At 64.0% G+C, this 13,415-nt stretch carries 13 protein-coding genes; 7 read left to right on the plus strand and 6 right to left on the minus strand.

Translation table 11 applies throughout. The features are described from left to right. Nucleotides 1-187: 187 nt before the first annotated feature. A complete protein-coding gene (locus tag MUO32_RS13605; protein WP_257948840.1) occupies nucleotides 188-556 on the plus strand; it encodes a cupin domain-containing protein in 369 nt (122 codons plus the stop codon). 25 nt (nucleotides 557-581) lie between these two features. Then, nucleotides 582-1,967, plus strand: coding sequence for an FAD-binding oxidoreductase (locus MUO32_RS13610; RefSeq protein WP_257948841.1), 1,386 nt, complete (start codon nucleotides 582-584; stop codon nucleotides 1,965-1,967). A 291-nt stretch (nucleotides 1,968-2,258) separates the two neighbouring features. Here MUO32_RS13610 and MUO32_RS13615 read toward each other — a convergent pair whose 3' ends face one another. The 4 genes from MUO32_RS13615 to MUO32_RS13630 form a co-directional block, all read right to left on the minus strand. Then, entirely contained in the window at nucleotides 2,259-4,001 is a 1,743-nt protein-coding gene (locus tag MUO32_RS13615; RefSeq protein ID WP_257948842.1) for an MFS transporter, read from the minus strand. Beyond that, nucleotides 3,940-4,941 (minus strand): glutaminase A, encoded by a 1,002-nt coding sequence (gene glsA / locus MUO32_RS13620; protein WP_257948843.1) that lies wholly within the window; start codon nucleotides 4,939-4,941, stop codon nucleotides 3,940-3,942. Before glsA ends, MUO32_RS13615 begins: the two co-directional genes overlap by 62 nt. A gap of 247 nt (nucleotides 4,942-5,188) precedes the next feature. Beyond that, nucleotides 5,189-5,890: a GntR family transcriptional regulator gene (locus MUO32_RS13625; RefSeq protein WP_257948844.1), complete on the minus strand. Its 702-nt coding sequence runs from the start codon at nucleotides 5,888-5,890 to the stop codon at nucleotides 5,189-5,191. A 97-nt stretch (nucleotides 5,891-5,987) separates the two neighbouring features. Beyond that, on the minus strand, nucleotides 5,988-7,157 hold the full coding sequence (locus MUO32_RS13630) for a serine hydrolase (RefSeq protein ID WP_257948845.1): 1,170 nt from the start codon (nucleotides 7,155-7,157) through the stop codon (nucleotides 5,988-5,990). A gap of 340 nt (nucleotides 7,158-7,497) precedes the next feature. Here MUO32_RS13630 and MUO32_RS13635 point away from each other — a divergent pair, with 340 nt between their 5' ends. The 3 genes from MUO32_RS13635 (at nucleotide 7,498) to MUO32_RS13645 (ending at nucleotide 8,922) form a co-directional block, all read left to right on the plus strand. After that, nucleotides 7,498-8,379 (plus strand): helix-turn-helix transcriptional regulator, encoded by an 882-nt coding sequence (locus tag MUO32_RS13635; protein ID WP_257948846.1) that lies wholly within the window; start codon nucleotides 7,498-7,500, stop codon nucleotides 8,377-8,379. A 173-nt stretch (nucleotides 8,380-8,552) separates the two neighbouring features. After that, complete coding sequence (locus MUO32_RS13640; protein WP_257948847.1) at nucleotides 8,553-8,750, plus strand: hypothetical protein; 198 nt, start codon at nucleotides 8,553-8,555, stop codon at nucleotides 8,748-8,750. Nucleotides 8,751-8,760: 10 nt separating this feature from the next. After that, nucleotides 8,761-8,922: a hypothetical protein gene (locus MUO32_RS13645; protein WP_257948848.1), complete on the plus strand. Its 162-nt coding sequence runs from the start codon at nucleotides 8,761-8,763 to the stop codon at nucleotides 8,920-8,922. Between the two features lie 29 nt (nucleotides 8,923-8,951). Here the strand turns inward: MUO32_RS13645 and MUO32_RS13650 are convergent, their stop codons facing one another. Then, nucleotides 8,952-10,166, minus strand: coding sequence for an MFS transporter (locus MUO32_RS13650; protein ID WP_257948849.1), 1,215 nt, complete (start codon nucleotides 10,164-10,166; stop codon nucleotides 8,952-8,954). 352 nt (nucleotides 10,167-10,518) lie between these two features. On the opposite strand from MUO32_RS13650, the gene MUO32_RS13655 reads away from it, so the two are divergent. Further along, nucleotides 10,519-11,739 (plus strand): helix-turn-helix domain-containing protein, encoded by a 1,221-nt coding sequence (locus MUO32_RS13655; protein ID WP_257948850.1) that lies wholly within the window; start codon nucleotides 10,519-10,521, stop codon nucleotides 11,737-11,739. Between the two features lie 33 nt (nucleotides 11,740-11,772). Continuing rightward, nucleotides 11,773-12,417 carry a glutamine cyclotransferase gene (locus MUO32_RS13660; protein ID WP_257948852.1) on the plus strand — a complete coding sequence of 215 codons (645 nt, stop codon included), beginning with the start codon at nucleotides 11,773-11,775 and terminating at the stop codon, nucleotides 12,415-12,417. Here MUO32_RS13660 and MUO32_RS13665 read toward each other — a convergent pair. Further along, complete coding sequence (locus MUO32_RS13665; protein WP_257948853.1) at nucleotides 12,414-13,274, minus strand: DUF1989 domain-containing protein; 861 nt, start codon at nucleotides 13,272-13,274, stop codon at nucleotides 12,414-12,416. The two genes, MUO32_RS13660 and MUO32_RS13665, sit on opposite strands and share 4 nt — an antisense overlap. Between the last annotated feature and the right edge of the window lie 141 nt (nucleotides 13,275-13,415).

Here is a 13,415-nt window from a genome sequence, read left to right on the forward strand (position 1 = left end):
ACGGTTTTCTCCCGGACGACGGGGCTGGAACGCGAATGTTCCAGCCCCGCCGTCGTTTTCGCACGTTGCCAGAGAGCGGCGCCGGCCACCTACCCTTTTGGCGTATTCCGCCGTTTCTGGCCCCAAGCCAAATACGGGCAAGCCCTGCAAGAGCGGGGAAACGCTTCAACGAAGGTTAGGAACCACCATGTCGAAAGTCATCAAGCTCGGCCGCGACGGCGTCGGCCTCAACGCTCTGGAAACGTGCAGTGTCGTACCGGCAGTAGCCATTCTGGCCGGCTTTGCCGAAGAGATGGGCGATGTGCATTTCGAAAGCGCCGACGGATCGCTTGTGATCGGCACCTGGCAGTGCACCCCCTATGCCGAAATGCTCGCCTACCCCAACGGCACCGAATATGCCGTCATCGTCTCGGGCAAGGTGGCGCTCACCAATCCGGACGGCTCCGTCGAAACCTTCGGCCCGGGCGAAAGCTACATCCTGCCGCCGGCCACCGAAGTGCGCTTCGAGGTGCTCGAAACCATGCGCAAGATCTACGTCCTCCAGACGGCACAGTAACCGGCGGACGGGGGAGGACGGAGCCATGGTATCGAAAGCGCTTGCCGACGCGAAAATGGAGCCCTTCTGGCTGGATCGATCCGACCGGCCGGAAACGCTGCCTCCCCTCACCGCTCCGCGCAAGGCCGACCTGCTCGTAGTCGGAGGCGGCTTCACCGGTCTCTGGGCCGCCATTCAGGCACGACAGGCAGCGCCTGAGCATACCGTCATCCTGATCGAGAAGGCGAGTGTCGCCAGCGGTGCCTCGGGCCGTCCGGGCGGCGTCGTCTCCACCTCGGTCATGCACGGCCTTTCCAACGCCACCCGCATCTTCCCCGGGGATATCGCGGCACTGGAAGTGCTTGGCCAGGAGAACATGCGCGGCTTCATGCAGACGATTTCCGAAAACGGCATCGACTGCCACGCCGAATGGGGCGGCGAACTCAACGTCGCCATCGACGACAGCCAGATCGACAGCCTGCGCGACGAACACGCGCTGCATCTCAAATACGGGCATAATGCCGTCTTCCTCGACGAGGCGGCGCTCGCCGAACACATCCGCTCGCCGCGTTACAAGGCCGGGGTCTGGACGAAGGACGTCGCCGGCACCGTGCATCCGGCGCTGCTCGCCTGGGGCCTGAAGCAGCTGGCGCTGAAACTCGGCGTCGAAATCTACGAAAACACCCCGCTCGAAACCATCGACGAAACCGGCGGCAGGATGCGCGTGACGACGCCGCACGGTTCCGTCGTCGCCGACCGCGTGCTGCTCGCCACCAATGCGTTCATGGCCGGCCACAGGCACATCAAGCGCCGCATCGTGCCGATCCGCGACCGGGTGCTCGCCACCGAGCCGCTCACGGACGCGCAAATGGCGGCCATCGGCTGGGGCAATCGGCAGGGCATCTACGACATGCGTACGCAGATGAACTACATGCGGCTGACCAGGGACAACCGCATCATCTTCGGCGGCCGGCTCGCCTATGCCTTCAACGGCGACACGTCGCCCCCCATCGACCGCGAACGCGAAACCTATGCGCCACTGGCCGGCGCCTTCTTCGAGACGTTCCCGCAGTTGGAAGGCCTGCGCTTCAGCCATGCCTGGAGCGGCGCCATCGACCTCTCGACGCGCATGGCCGTGCATTTCCAGCGCTACTTTGACGGAAAGGTCGTCTATGCCGGCGGCTATTCCGGTTTCGGCGTGTCCGCCTCGCGCTTCGGCGCACGGATTGCGCTCGACATCCTGAACGGGTCGCATCTGCCCGAAAGCAAGCTGGAATTTGCGACCCGGCTGCCATCCATCGTACCGCCGGAACCGTTCCGCTGGCTCGGCGCGCAGATCACCATGAACGCACTCGACACGGCGGACCGGAAAGGCGGATGGCGGCTGCCCTGGCTGAAATTCGTCTCGGCGCTGGGCTTTCCCCTGCACTGAGCTCCTGGTCTTTGCCAGGCCCGGCGGATAACTGACCAGCCCGAAAAGGGATGGTCAGTTATCGCGAGTGCCATTCGCTAGATTTGTTCCGCTCCCCTGCGGACAGGAAAACACGGGTCTGAAGGCGGTCGGGGAACTCTTCCCTGTCTGGCTTTACGGACAAGCAGCGCTAGAGATTGCTGGGCGATGCCGAAAACCGTGGACCGCGTGGACACGACAATGGGGAGAGATGGAGACGCTATACCGGCCCATAGACGGGACCACCCGGCAGCAGCGTCTCCACGATCTCACCTATGCGCGTTGTGGCGGCAGCTCGCCCGGCCGATAGTTCGGGAGCCGCGACGCCGGAATGATCGTTAGCAAGGCAAGCCCGGCCATAAGCAGGAGGCCGATCTTCAGTGCGCGCAGCCTGGATTCGGTGTTGACGCGCACCGCCTCGGCGACTTGCTCCGGCGTTGCGCCGGTTGCCGTGATAGCGCTCTCAAGCCGATCGTTGCTGACGAAGTTGATGCTGTCGAGATCGACCTGGGACTGGATTTCCGGCGGCAGCAGCGGGTTCTCCGCGATACTGCGCAGGACCGCCGCGCTGAGCAGGCCGACAAGAAGCGCACCGGCCACGGCGGTTCCGAGCGCGGCCGCGAGATTGTTGGCCGTGCCCCGCAGCGAGCCGACGTCGCCGGCAAGTTCCTTCGGTGATGCGGTGACCAGCACGTTGAACAACAACGTGACCAGCGATCCCTGCCCGATGCCGAACACGATCAGGCCGAGGAGTACGGGGATGGCGCTCCAATCGTTGCGCACCACGAAGGCGAGCCACAGGAGGCCGACCGCGCACAGGATGAAGCCGTAGCGGCCGATCTGCCGGGGGGTAAAACGATCAAAATACCGGACGATGAGCATGGCCGCGAAAAATACGGTGAGGTTGAACGGCATCATGGCGATGGCGGTGGTGAGGGGCGATTGGCCCTGCACGATCTGGATGTAGAGCGGCACCGAGAAATTTAGCGCGGCCTCGAGGGCCACGACCGAAAACATCGCATAGACGGCGGCGCGTTCCTGTGGCGAATCGATCACTTCGAGCGCCAGCAACGGTGTCTTCTGCGCCGCTTCGCGTCGGCGGGTCCACATCAGAAAAGTCTGGCCGAGCACGATGCCGACGACAATGAAGATCGGCGCCGGCGACAGGCCCAGAATGTTGAACGGAGCGTTGGGTCCGGCAACCCCCATGCCCCAGCCGTTCAGATTGTTGAAGCCGAAGCTGATGAGAATGATCGCGGTAGCGGCTAGAACGACGCCGACCATGTCGATTTTCACATCCGGACGGCCCTGGGCCGGCTTCAGGCGGAAGCTCAGGAAGAAGACGATCGCCGAAACGGCGATTAGGATGCCGAATGCCGGCCGCCAGCCGATATAGGTGCCGAGAACGCCTCCGATGATGAAGGCAAGCACGCCGGCAGCGGCGCGGGCGGATCCAAGCGCGCCGAGCGCGGTCGCTTGCTGCTTTCCGCGATAGTTTTCAGCGATGAGCGCCACCAGTGACGGCACGATGACGGCGGCGGCGGCGCCGCAGAGCGCCTGGGAGGTAATCATCATGGTCGCGTTGGGGCTGAACGTCAGCAGCACCTGCGCAGCGCCGAAGACAAGCACCGCGATGCGAAAGACGTTGAGCGCGCCGTAGCGCTGAGTGAGCTTGGCGCCGAGCATAACGAAGCCCGCGACCAGCATCGAATAGGTGACGATGCCGGTGGCGATCGTCGTTGGCGGAACGTTGAAGCTCTTCACCATGCCGCCAAGCGCGACGGGCAGGGAAGCGACGTTGAACGACATAATCATCTGCCCAAGTGCGATGGCGATCATCGGCACCCAGGATTCCTGGACTTCGGTTTGATCAAGCGAGGCCGCATCTGCTGACATGGATATCTCCTGTAAGGTCCTGACCGGATCAGCGGCGCCGACCCGGCATATGCTGCCTTCAGCGCTCCGGCTGCGAGACAAACAAATCCATACCAAGTTGCTGCGAAAGAAATTTCGCAACCAACTGCCCTTTGACGCTGTTTCCGGCGCTGTCGAGCGGCGGGGCGAATGTCCCGAGCCCGCCTTTGCCGGGGGATACGGTGACGATACCGCCGCCGATGCCGCTCTTTCCCGGCAGGCCGATGTCGAACAGCCAATCGCCGGACGTCTCATAAAGTCCTGCGGTCGCCATCACCGCCAGCGCATAGTGGCAGACGGAGGGGCTGACGACCTGCTCCCCGGTCAGCGGATTGACGCCGCCGTCGGCCAAGGTCGCGCCCATCACCGCCAGATCCTTCGCGCTCACGTTCAGCGAGCACTGCCGCGTGTAGAGATCCGTAGCCTCGACCGGATCGGAATAGATACAGCCGAGGCTCTGCAGCGTGCGCGCGATTCCGCGGTTGCGGAAATTGGTGTCCGAGGCGGAGGCATAGACCTCTTCGTTCAGAGGCAATTGACGGCCGGCGAACTTGGACAATCCGTCATGAATAAACTTCCATTTTTCATCGGTATTGGCGCCCGGCACCAGACTCGTCGTCGCGATCGCGCCCGAATTCACCATGGGATTGGTCCGCCCGTCGGGGCTGCGTTCGATCGCAGCGAGCGAATTGAAGGGGAAGCCGGTGCTGTTTGCTCCGAGCTTGGCGCGTGCGGCTTCCGGCCCGATCACGTCGCAGATCAGCGCGAACAGGAATGGCTTTGACACGCTCATGATCGAGAATTCGTGGTCGGTGTCTCCGGCCGCATAAATGCGGCCGTTGGTGCTGACGACGCACACGCCGAACAGGCCTTGGGCTACATTGGCAAGCGCCGGATAGACCTGGGAATTCTGTCCATCGGAGTTCGATTTGAAACGCCGGTGGGCTTCTTCCACAAGCCGTTGCACGTCATCAGGCGAAGGCAAGTGGCCTGTCGAAATATAGGAAATATCTGGGCCATCGGCCCGGGTTTGCGTCTCCATGAATTCTCCCTCGAATACAACCTGAAAAGCACGGAAGGCCTAAACCGCACGCAACGCTAGCAGGTTTTTCGAGGAAACAAAGCAATTTATTGCCCGGCTCCCGACCTTGGGACACCACGCCTATTCCGCCTCATGGGCGACGGTACGGAGGGACATCCCGGCGTTCAGCGCCTTGGCTTTCGCATCCCAGCACGCTTCGCCGCTGGACAAGCCAGTTCAAGTGCATCATCGCCGTTCTGGAGGGCAGCTAGCCGGCGTCCGAGCCCATGAATTTCGCGTGTTTCAGCATGTAGTGGCCGGCCTCCCGGATGTCATGCGCAACAGCTTCGCGGGCACGCGCGGGGTCCTTCGCTTCCAGCGCATCCATGATCCGTTCATGGAAATCCACGTCGAGCGCCTCGGTCGGCGTGAAAGTCGTGCCTTCCACCAGCTTGCGCAGGAAGGGGCCAGCCTGGAGCCAGAGGATTTCGATCAGGTGCAGCAGATATTCGTTGCCGCAGTGCTGGTAGATCGAAAACTTGAAATCGAAATTGGCTTCCAGATAGCGGTCGATGTCGCCGGCCTTCGCCGCCTCCGTGCGCGCCTTGCAATGGTGGCGCACGGTGCGCAGGCTGTTGCCGTTGAGGTGCGGTGTGGCGAGTTCGGCCGCGGTGCCTTCGATGGCGATACGCGCTTCCGTCAGGCTGTTGAACGAGGACGCGGTCAGAAGCGGCACTTCCACGCTGCCGTTCGGCAGGAGGTTCAGCGCGCGCACGGCCTGCAGGCGCTGGAAGGCGGTGCGCACGGGCATGGGGCTGGTGCCGAACTGCTCGGCGACCTTGCGGTAGGTGAGCTTCTGGCCCGGTTCGAAATGGCCTGCCATCAGCGCATGCACGATCTGCCGGTAGACCTGCTCGTGCATGGGCACGGGCGCCTCGATCGCCGTGATGCTCGTCGCCTTCTTCGCCATATCCGCCTCTCGAAACCCGCACCCTGCCGGAACTGCCCTTGGTAAGAGTTTTTCCCGCGCCGACGCAAGTCCCGCGACCGGCGCGACCTTGCCGCAATCAGACCATGCGGGACAGTTGCGCAAGAAAGGCGATGTTGTCGCGGTCGAACGGATCGGTCACAGGATCGGGCTGCGAGGACATGCGCACGATGACGGTTTCCGTCGCGGGATCGATATAGAGCCATTGGCCATGAATGCCGATGCCGCAATAGGCGGCCTCGCCCGTCTGATACCACTTGTTTCGGTAGCGCCCTTTCGGGAAGAGCGTGAAAAAGTCGCTCCTGTCCCAGGCTTCCTTGCTGCCGCCACCGATCGTATCGGCCACCCAGGCTTCGGGAACGAGGCGGTTTGCGTTCGCCACACCGCCCTGCCGCATCATTTCGCCGAAGCGGGCCAGATCGCGCGGAGTGAGCGAGATGCCCGCCGAGGCGCGGCTCGCCCCCTCCCGGTCCACGGTGATCGTCACCGCACCGCGTGCGCCGAGCGGTGTAAAGACCTTTTCCCGCAGCAGGTCCGGCATGCGCCGGCCGGAGGCGCGTTCCAGGATGATGCCGAGCATGTCGGTATTCGGCGAGCGGTAGCGGAAGACATCGCCGTGGTTTCCCGGCAGGCGCTGAAGCGTGCAGAGGAATTCGCGCAGCCCTTCATCGCCCCCGCCGGGGTTCCACAGCATCGCCTTGCGATAGCGCGCAAACGGGCTTTGCGGATCGAGATAGGCTTCGTCGATATCGATCGCGACCGCCATGTCGAGCACGTTGCGCACCGTCGCATCGCCATAGGCCGAGCCTGCCGCTTCCGGCACGTAGTCGGTAACCGGCGCCTGCGGATCGAGAAGGCCGTCCGCCTGCAAGGCACCGGCAACGACGGCGACGATGGACTTGCTGATGGAAAAGGCGATGTGGCGGTTGCCGAAATCCATCGTCGGCGCGCACCAGTCGGCGACAAATCTGCCGGACTTCATCACCGTCAGCGCATCCGCATGGGAGCGCGCCAGAAAAGCCGAAATCGTCTCGCTCCCCCCGGGCAGCAAGATCGTTTCGGCCATCAGCGCGGTGGGATCCTGCGCCATCTCCTCGCTGCCGGCACCGCTCCAGACATGGGCGCTTGGCACGAGTTCGCCGACATTCTGGTATGCCCAGGCGCTGAACGGCGCCAGCCGCCAGTTGCCGAGCCGCACCGCATCGCGGGCAAAACCGTATCTCTTTTCGAATGCGCTCGTGCCGACCATGGCCTCTCCTTTCTCTTCCGCTGCAAAGGGCGCAGCCGCTTCGCCTAACCGGCTCGCCCGTCAGCACGACCGGATATGAAATCCCGCACAAACTCGAGGTGACCACAGGACATTCCGCCCGGCTTCGCCGGCTCTCACACGGAACGCGCCCCGACGTCACCCTCACGAAGCCGTGCGAATGTCTCCGGAAGCGGCTTTTCCCGAAGATCTTCAGACGCTATACTGTGATCTCAGATCACGCAATATGCTCGCTTGCTCTTCTTGATGAGGCGAGACAACTGCAAACTTCGTGCATAGGATTAGAGGCAAGCGGGAGGCCGGGACCGGTCGCGGAGAAGACATGACGATCGAATTGCAGGGTGAGGACGGACAGGTCGCGGCCATCGCGGATCTCGCGATGGCGCTGCTGGAAGGCATCGGCCGCCTGGATTTCCAGGAACGCATCATGACGGCTCTCAAGCAGCGGGTCGCCTTCGATGCCAGCCTCGTGCTGCTCTACCGCCGCGGCTTTGCGCCAAAAATCCTGTTCAACGACTGGCGCACCGACCGCGGCCTTTCGAACATCCAGCAATATCTGCAAGGCTATTACCGGATGGACCCGTTCTACCGGCTGACGCTGGAGGACAATATCGACGGCGTGCACCAGCTTAGCCAACTCGACGCCGGTTTCGACGACAGCGACTATTACCGAGAGTTCTACCAATATTCGGGCCTGCAGGACGAGATCAACGTGCTCGTCAGCCTCGATGCGGACACCAAATTCGCCATCTCGCTCGCACGGCGCAGCACGCGCCCCGCTTTCACCAGCGAAGACCTGAAATTCCTGCGCACAGCGACACCGCTGCTCGTCAAGGCCATCGTGCGGCATTACCGCGACCTGCGCCCCGGCGAGCAGGAGGGCGAACCGCTGCTGCAAAGCGCGCTGGCGCAGGCGGTGCGCAATTTCGGCCGCAGCGTTCTGACAGGCCGGGAATGCCAGGTGGTGCAGCTCATTCTGCGCGGCCATTCGGTGAAGGCGGCGGCGATCAAGCTTGGCATCGCGCCGGCGACGGTGAAGCTGCACCGCCGAAACCTCTACGCGAAGCTCGATGTCACCTCGCAAGCCTCTCTCTTCTCGCTGTTTCTCGATGCCGTCTGCTCGGCGGACAACGCCTTCGACGACCCGCTTGCCGGCTACCTCAACCGCCGCGCCAAGCTGACGGGCGACGTTATGCGCGCCTGAAACGTCATTTTTCACCGCGCGTTTCTTCACGCCATCCCTGCGCGACCGGGGCGCCCGGCAGCCATGCGCCCGGGATTTTGCGAAACGGCCTGGTTTTTTCCATTCGCTGGCAGGAACAATCGGGGCGCCCGCCGGTTCAAGGTCGGTACCATGATGATTGGACATGATCGCACATGACGGAACAGTCCAAGCTCTTTCCCGAGCACCGCAGGCTTTCGGGGGAGCGCTATACGGTCGAAACCTTCCGCGCGGCCTATGACCTGCCCCAGCAGGAGGCCCGGCGGCTCTTCGAAAAATTCGGCCCCTCGAAACGGGAGCTGGACCTTCTCATGCGCGCACGTCGCGACCCCCAACAATTCCTGAATTTTTAAGGAAATGGCCATGACGAAGTTTCACCCACAGACTGCCTCGACGCCCTCGTCTCCGGACAATCGGCAGGTTGAAAACGACGCGAAACCGGAGATGGAAGACGAAAAGATCAAGCGCGAGCAGGCGACGAAGCCGGCGTTGATGCCGATCGGCGACCCCTCGGGGGCGGCCTGAAAGGCCACCCTCCTCCGTTTCGTATCCCCTTACGCGGCCACCAGCGTTTCCCGTGCCTTCGGCACCGGCTTGAACGTCATGGCGATCAGGAACGCGCCGAGGCCGATGCCACAGGATCCAACATAGAGCCAAGTGTAGCTGGCGAAGGTATCGTAGATCAACCCGCCCGCGACCGGCCCCAGCGCCATGCCGAGACTGCCGGCCATCGCGGTGCCACCGATCACCGTCCCCATCAGCCGCAGCGGAAAGTTCTCCCGGGCAATGACCGCATAGAGCGGCATCACCCCCGCATAGATGAAGCCGAAAATGCCGGCGACGAGGTAGAACGAGGCAAGCCCGCCGGTGAAAACGTAGGCGAGCGCGCCGAAAGCCTGCGCCAGCAGCCCGAGCACGAGGATGTGCTTGGCCCCGAACCTGTCGCCGAGAACCCCGAACACCACACGGCCGCCCATGCCGGCAAGGCCTTCGACGGAGTAGATCGTTACGGCCGCGATCATCGGGATGCCGCAGGTGATGGCGTAGCTCACCGTATGGAAGATCGGCCCCGAATGGGTGGCGCAGCAGAAGAAATTCGTCAGGCACAGGATGATGAATTGCGGTGAACGCAGAACATCGCGCGTCGTCATGCCCTCCTGCGGCTCGTCCGCCACGGCGAAGGTTTCATTGCCCGCTTCCAGCGCCGGCGGACGCTTGATGAGCAGGGAGACGGGGATCATAACCACGGCGACGACGACGGCGATGATCTGCATCGAGGTGCGCCAGTCATGCCCGGAGACCAGCCAGGCGGCGAACGGCGACATGGTCATCGGCGCCATGCCCATACCGGCCGAAACCAGCGAGACGGCCAGGCTGCGATGCGTGTCGAACCAGCCGGTGACGCAGGCCATCATGGGCGCGAAGACGGCGGCGGCAGCCACCCCGACGATCAGGCCGAAGGTGAACTGGAAGGCCAGGAGCGAGGTCGCGACACTTGCCGCAGCGAGGCTTGCGGCCAAGAGCACCGAGCCCGCCAGCACCACGGGCCGCGGCCCCCAGCGGTCGGATAGGCCGCCCCAGATCATGCTGGCGAAGGCCATGGCGAGAAAGCCGATGGTCATGGCGGTGGAAACGCCCGTCACCGACCAGCCGGTATCCTTGGAAATCGGCAGCAGGAACACCGGCAGCGAGAACATGGCGCCGATGGCGATGCAGCCGAGCAGACCGCCCGCCGCCACGATCACCCAGCGATAATGCGTATGGATCATTGTCATCTCCTTCGCGGTCACCCGGCCCGGCCGGAACCGCCCCAAACCTGATATTGATCGCGACGCCCTATCCCTTGTCTCGAAAGCAAGGGCAGGCGGGCACTCTACACCTTCCCAACGGCGGCTGAAGCAGGAGGCAATGCGGACATTCCCACCCGTCGGCCTCTCTAGAAGACGCTGGTATTCGCCGTTCCCGACATCGGCCGTGCGAAATTTTGCGCTTTCGCAAAATGCGTCCCGCTGCCATCTATTGATTGCGCCTCGGGCAACCTCGTTGCCCGTTCGGACAAGGCCCGTTCAAGCTAGACGGCGCGCATCCGAATGCGGGAGTTACAAATGTGACGGGAACGGCATGGACTCGATGATCACAGCCGCCGCCCGGGCGCTTGCCACGGGCGATCCGCTCGGCGCCTTAAACCGGGTGGCCTTGCGCGACGACGCGCCTGCGCTGGCCCTGCGCGGCATCGCCATGGCGCAGCTCGGCGATCTCGACCGGGCGAAAGCGCTGCTGAAGAGCGCCATCGGCGCCTTCGGCCCGCGCGAAACGGTGGCGCGGGCGCGTTGCGTCGTGGCGGAAGCGGAGATTGCGCTCGCCGCCCGCGACCTCACCTGGCCGGTCAAGGCGCTCGCCGCCGCCGGCAAAACGCTCGCCGCCCATGGCGATGCCCTCAACGCCGCCCATGCGAGAACGCTCGCCATCCGCCGCCTGCTGCTGATCGGCCGGCTGGACGATGCCGGCACCCTACTCTCCGAGATCGATCCCGCCACGCTCGCGCCCCCGCTGCGCGCCGCCCACGAACTCGCCGCCGCCGGCATCGCGATCCGCCGGCTGCAGACGATGAAAGCACGCGCCGCCTTTGCGCGGGCAATGGAGGCCGCGCGGCAGGCGCGGATCCCCGCCCTCATCAAGGAGATCGAGGACGCCGCGACCGTGCTGGAAAAGCCGGCCGCACGGCTGATCGCCGGTGGCGCGGAACAGGAGCTGCTTCCCGACGGCGTGGAGGCCCTGTTCGCCGAACCACGGCTTGTCATCGACGCCTGCCGCCATCTCGTGCGCCGCGGCGAGGTCGGCCTGTCGCTTGCCACGCGTCCTATCCTCTTCTCCCTGTTGCGCACGCTGGCAGAAGCCTTCCCCGGCGATGCCAGCCGGGAAAAACTGCTTTTCAACGCTTTTCGCGCGCGGCATGCCGATGAATCGCACCGCGCCCGGCTGCGCGTGGAAATGGGCCGGCTGCGGACAGCGCTGGAGCCGCTTTCCGGCATCGAGGCCACCAAGAACGGCTTCATGCTCCTGCCGCGCGACGGCCGGTCCGTTGCGGTGTTGGCGCCGCCACGGGACGAGCCGTATGCGGACGTGCTTGCCCTCTTCGCCGATGGCGAGGCATGGTCGAGTTCCGCGCTTGCCATCGCGCTCGGCACCAGCGCCCGCACCGTGCAGCGCGCGCTGGAGGGGCTTTCCGCCGCCGGGAAAGTCCAGTCGATCGGCCGCGGACGAACCCGGCGCTGGCTAACGCCGACGCCGGGTGCCTTCTCGACACTCTTGTTACTCCCGGGTCCGCTGCCGGGCGACTAACATCGGATCACCAACGATCCAAAGGAGATGACGATGACGACCTCGCAAGCCCAGATCCTGCGTGAATACGGCCCCTTCCCCGATGTGGAACAGGTGGGCGGTGTGACCTATGACGGCGAAAGCGTATGGTTTGCCGCCGGCAACCGGATCAACGCCTTCAACCCCGACACCGGCGACGTTCTGCGCGCAATCGAGCTCGCCGCCCATGCCGGCACCGCCTATGACGGCCGCCATCTCTTCCAGATCTCCGAGGACGTCATCCACAAGATCGACCCCACCTCCGGCACCGTGCTTTCCACCATCCCCGCCCCCGGCAAGGGCGGCGATTCCGGTCTCACCTGGGCCGAGGGATCGCTGTGGGTCGGCGAACACCGCGGTCGAAAAATCCACCAGATCGATCCGCAAACCGGCGCGATCATCCGCACGATCGAGAGCAACCGCATGGTGACGGGCGTCACCTGGGTGGATGGCGAGTTCTGGCACGGCACCTGGGAGGGCGACGAGAGCGACATCCGCCGGATCGATCCCGAGACCGGCGCGGTGCTGGAGACGCTCGTCATGCCCGAAGGCACGGCCGTCTCAGGACTTGAGTCCGACGGCGGTGATCGCTTCTTCTGCGGCGGCGGACGCAGCGGAAAGGTCCGCGTCGTCCGCCGTCCGGAAAGGGTTCGCGGTTAAAGACCGTGGGTGCCGTCGTAGCCGTTGACCGGTGGCGGCGCCCAGCCTGCGGGCAGCCCCCTGGGCTTGTAGATCTCGACGACCATGGGATGGCAGGCCGCAGTGTCGGATGAGTGCTCCGACGAGCAGTCCCCGCCGGGGCAGGCCGACATGCAGCCGAGAAGGTCGATCTCGGCGAAGAATTCCAGGTAGTCGCCCGGCCGCACCGGGCTTGCCTTCATGAAATACTGGCCGGTATCGCGGGTGAAACCCGTGCACATGAAAACGTTCAGCACATCATGCACATAGGTCTCCGCCTCGCGCGGCGCCATGCCGGTCTTCTTGGCGAAGGCGCGCGTCAGGTTGGAATGGCAGCAATGATGGTACTGTCCGCCGTCGCTGAGCAGATTGTGCGTATAGGGATCGCAGCGCGTGCCGATCACGTCGTGCACGGCACCGCCGAATTCGTCGAAACCGTACCAGTCGAGCGTATCGTGCGTGATGGTGGCGATGGGGCGAAGATACGGGAAACTCGAGAAGAGCTGGTCGCCGAGGCCGACATGCGTGCCGTTCAGCGCCCGCGTCTTGCCGGTATAGAGCTTTTCCTTGAGGTCGTTGGCATTGAAAAGATTGAGGTCGCCGACCTGCGGGCCCTCGGAACAGACAAGGCGGCAGAAGTGCCCCGCCGGCACCGACCAGGTCGCGGCCTCGCGCGGCGGCACGATCACGGTCTCGACCAGGGTGAGATCATCGCGCAGCGCGCGATAGGTGGAAAGGTCCGGACGCGGCAGCGTCTCGACGGGATAGCAGACGACCGGCTTGATCGCCTTGCGGGCGCCGGCATCGGCCGGTGCTGCGGTAATCGGATTCGGCTTCATGAAAGTCCTCCCTCTCATCCCGGGGAGCGCGGGAAACCGCGCATCCTGCCCCGAAGAAATCCACCATTGTTGAATATCAAGAATATGATTGTTCAACAAGATTGAATTCATGCGCAACAGCGCCTCTTTCCGGCGCAGATG

This window comes from Shinella sp. CPCC 101442 (assembly GCF_024704725.1).
Lineage (GTDB): Bacteria > Pseudomonadota > Alphaproteobacteria > Rhizobiales > Rhizobiaceae > Shinella.

Excerpts from the sequence above, each read along its gene's own strand:
- MUO32_RS13605 (WP_257948840.1), top strand. The coding sequence starts at position 188 with ATGTCGAAAGTCATCAAGCTCGGCCGCGACGGCGTCGGCCTCAACGCT.
- MUO32_RS13610 (WP_257948841.1), top strand. The coding sequence starts at position 582 with ATGGTATCGAAAGCGCTTGCCGACGCGAAAATGGAGCCCTTCTGGCTG.
- glsA (WP_257948843.1), bottom strand. The coding sequence starts at position 4,941 with ATGGAGACGCAAACCCGGGCCGATGGCCCAGATATTTCCTATATTTCG.
- MUO32_RS13625 (WP_257948844.1), bottom strand. The coding sequence starts at position 5,890 with ATGGCGAAGAAGGCGACGAGCATCACGGCGATCGAGGCGCCCGTGCCC.
- MUO32_RS13630 (WP_257948845.1), bottom strand. The coding sequence starts at position 7,157 with ATGGTCGGCACGAGCGCATTCGAAAAGAGATACGGTTTTGCCCGCGAT.
- MUO32_RS13635 (WP_257948846.1), top strand. The coding sequence starts at position 7,498 with ATGACGATCGAATTGCAGGGTGAGGACGGACAGGTCGCGGCCATCGCG.
- MUO32_RS13640 (WP_257948847.1), top strand. The coding sequence starts at position 8,553 with ATGACGGAACAGTCCAAGCTCTTTCCCGAGCACCGCAGGCTTTCGGGG.
- MUO32_RS13645 (WP_257948848.1), top strand. The coding sequence starts at position 8,761 with ATGACGAAGTTTCACCCACAGACTGCCTCGACGCCCTCGTCTCCGGAC.
- MUO32_RS13650 (WP_257948849.1), bottom strand. The coding sequence starts at position 10,166 with ATGATCCATACGCATTATCGCTGGGTGATCGTGGCGGCGGGCGGTCTG.
- MUO32_RS13655 (WP_257948850.1), top strand. The coding sequence starts at position 10,519 with ATGGACTCGATGATCACAGCCGCCGCCCGGGCGCTTGCCACGGGCGAT.
- MUO32_RS13660 (WP_257948852.1), top strand. The coding sequence starts at position 11,773 with ATGACGACCTCGCAAGCCCAGATCCTGCGTGAATACGGCCCCTTCCCC.
- MUO32_RS13665 (WP_257948853.1), bottom strand. The coding sequence starts at position 13,274 with ATGAAGCCGAATCCGATTACCGCAGCACCGGCCGATGCCGGCGCCCGC.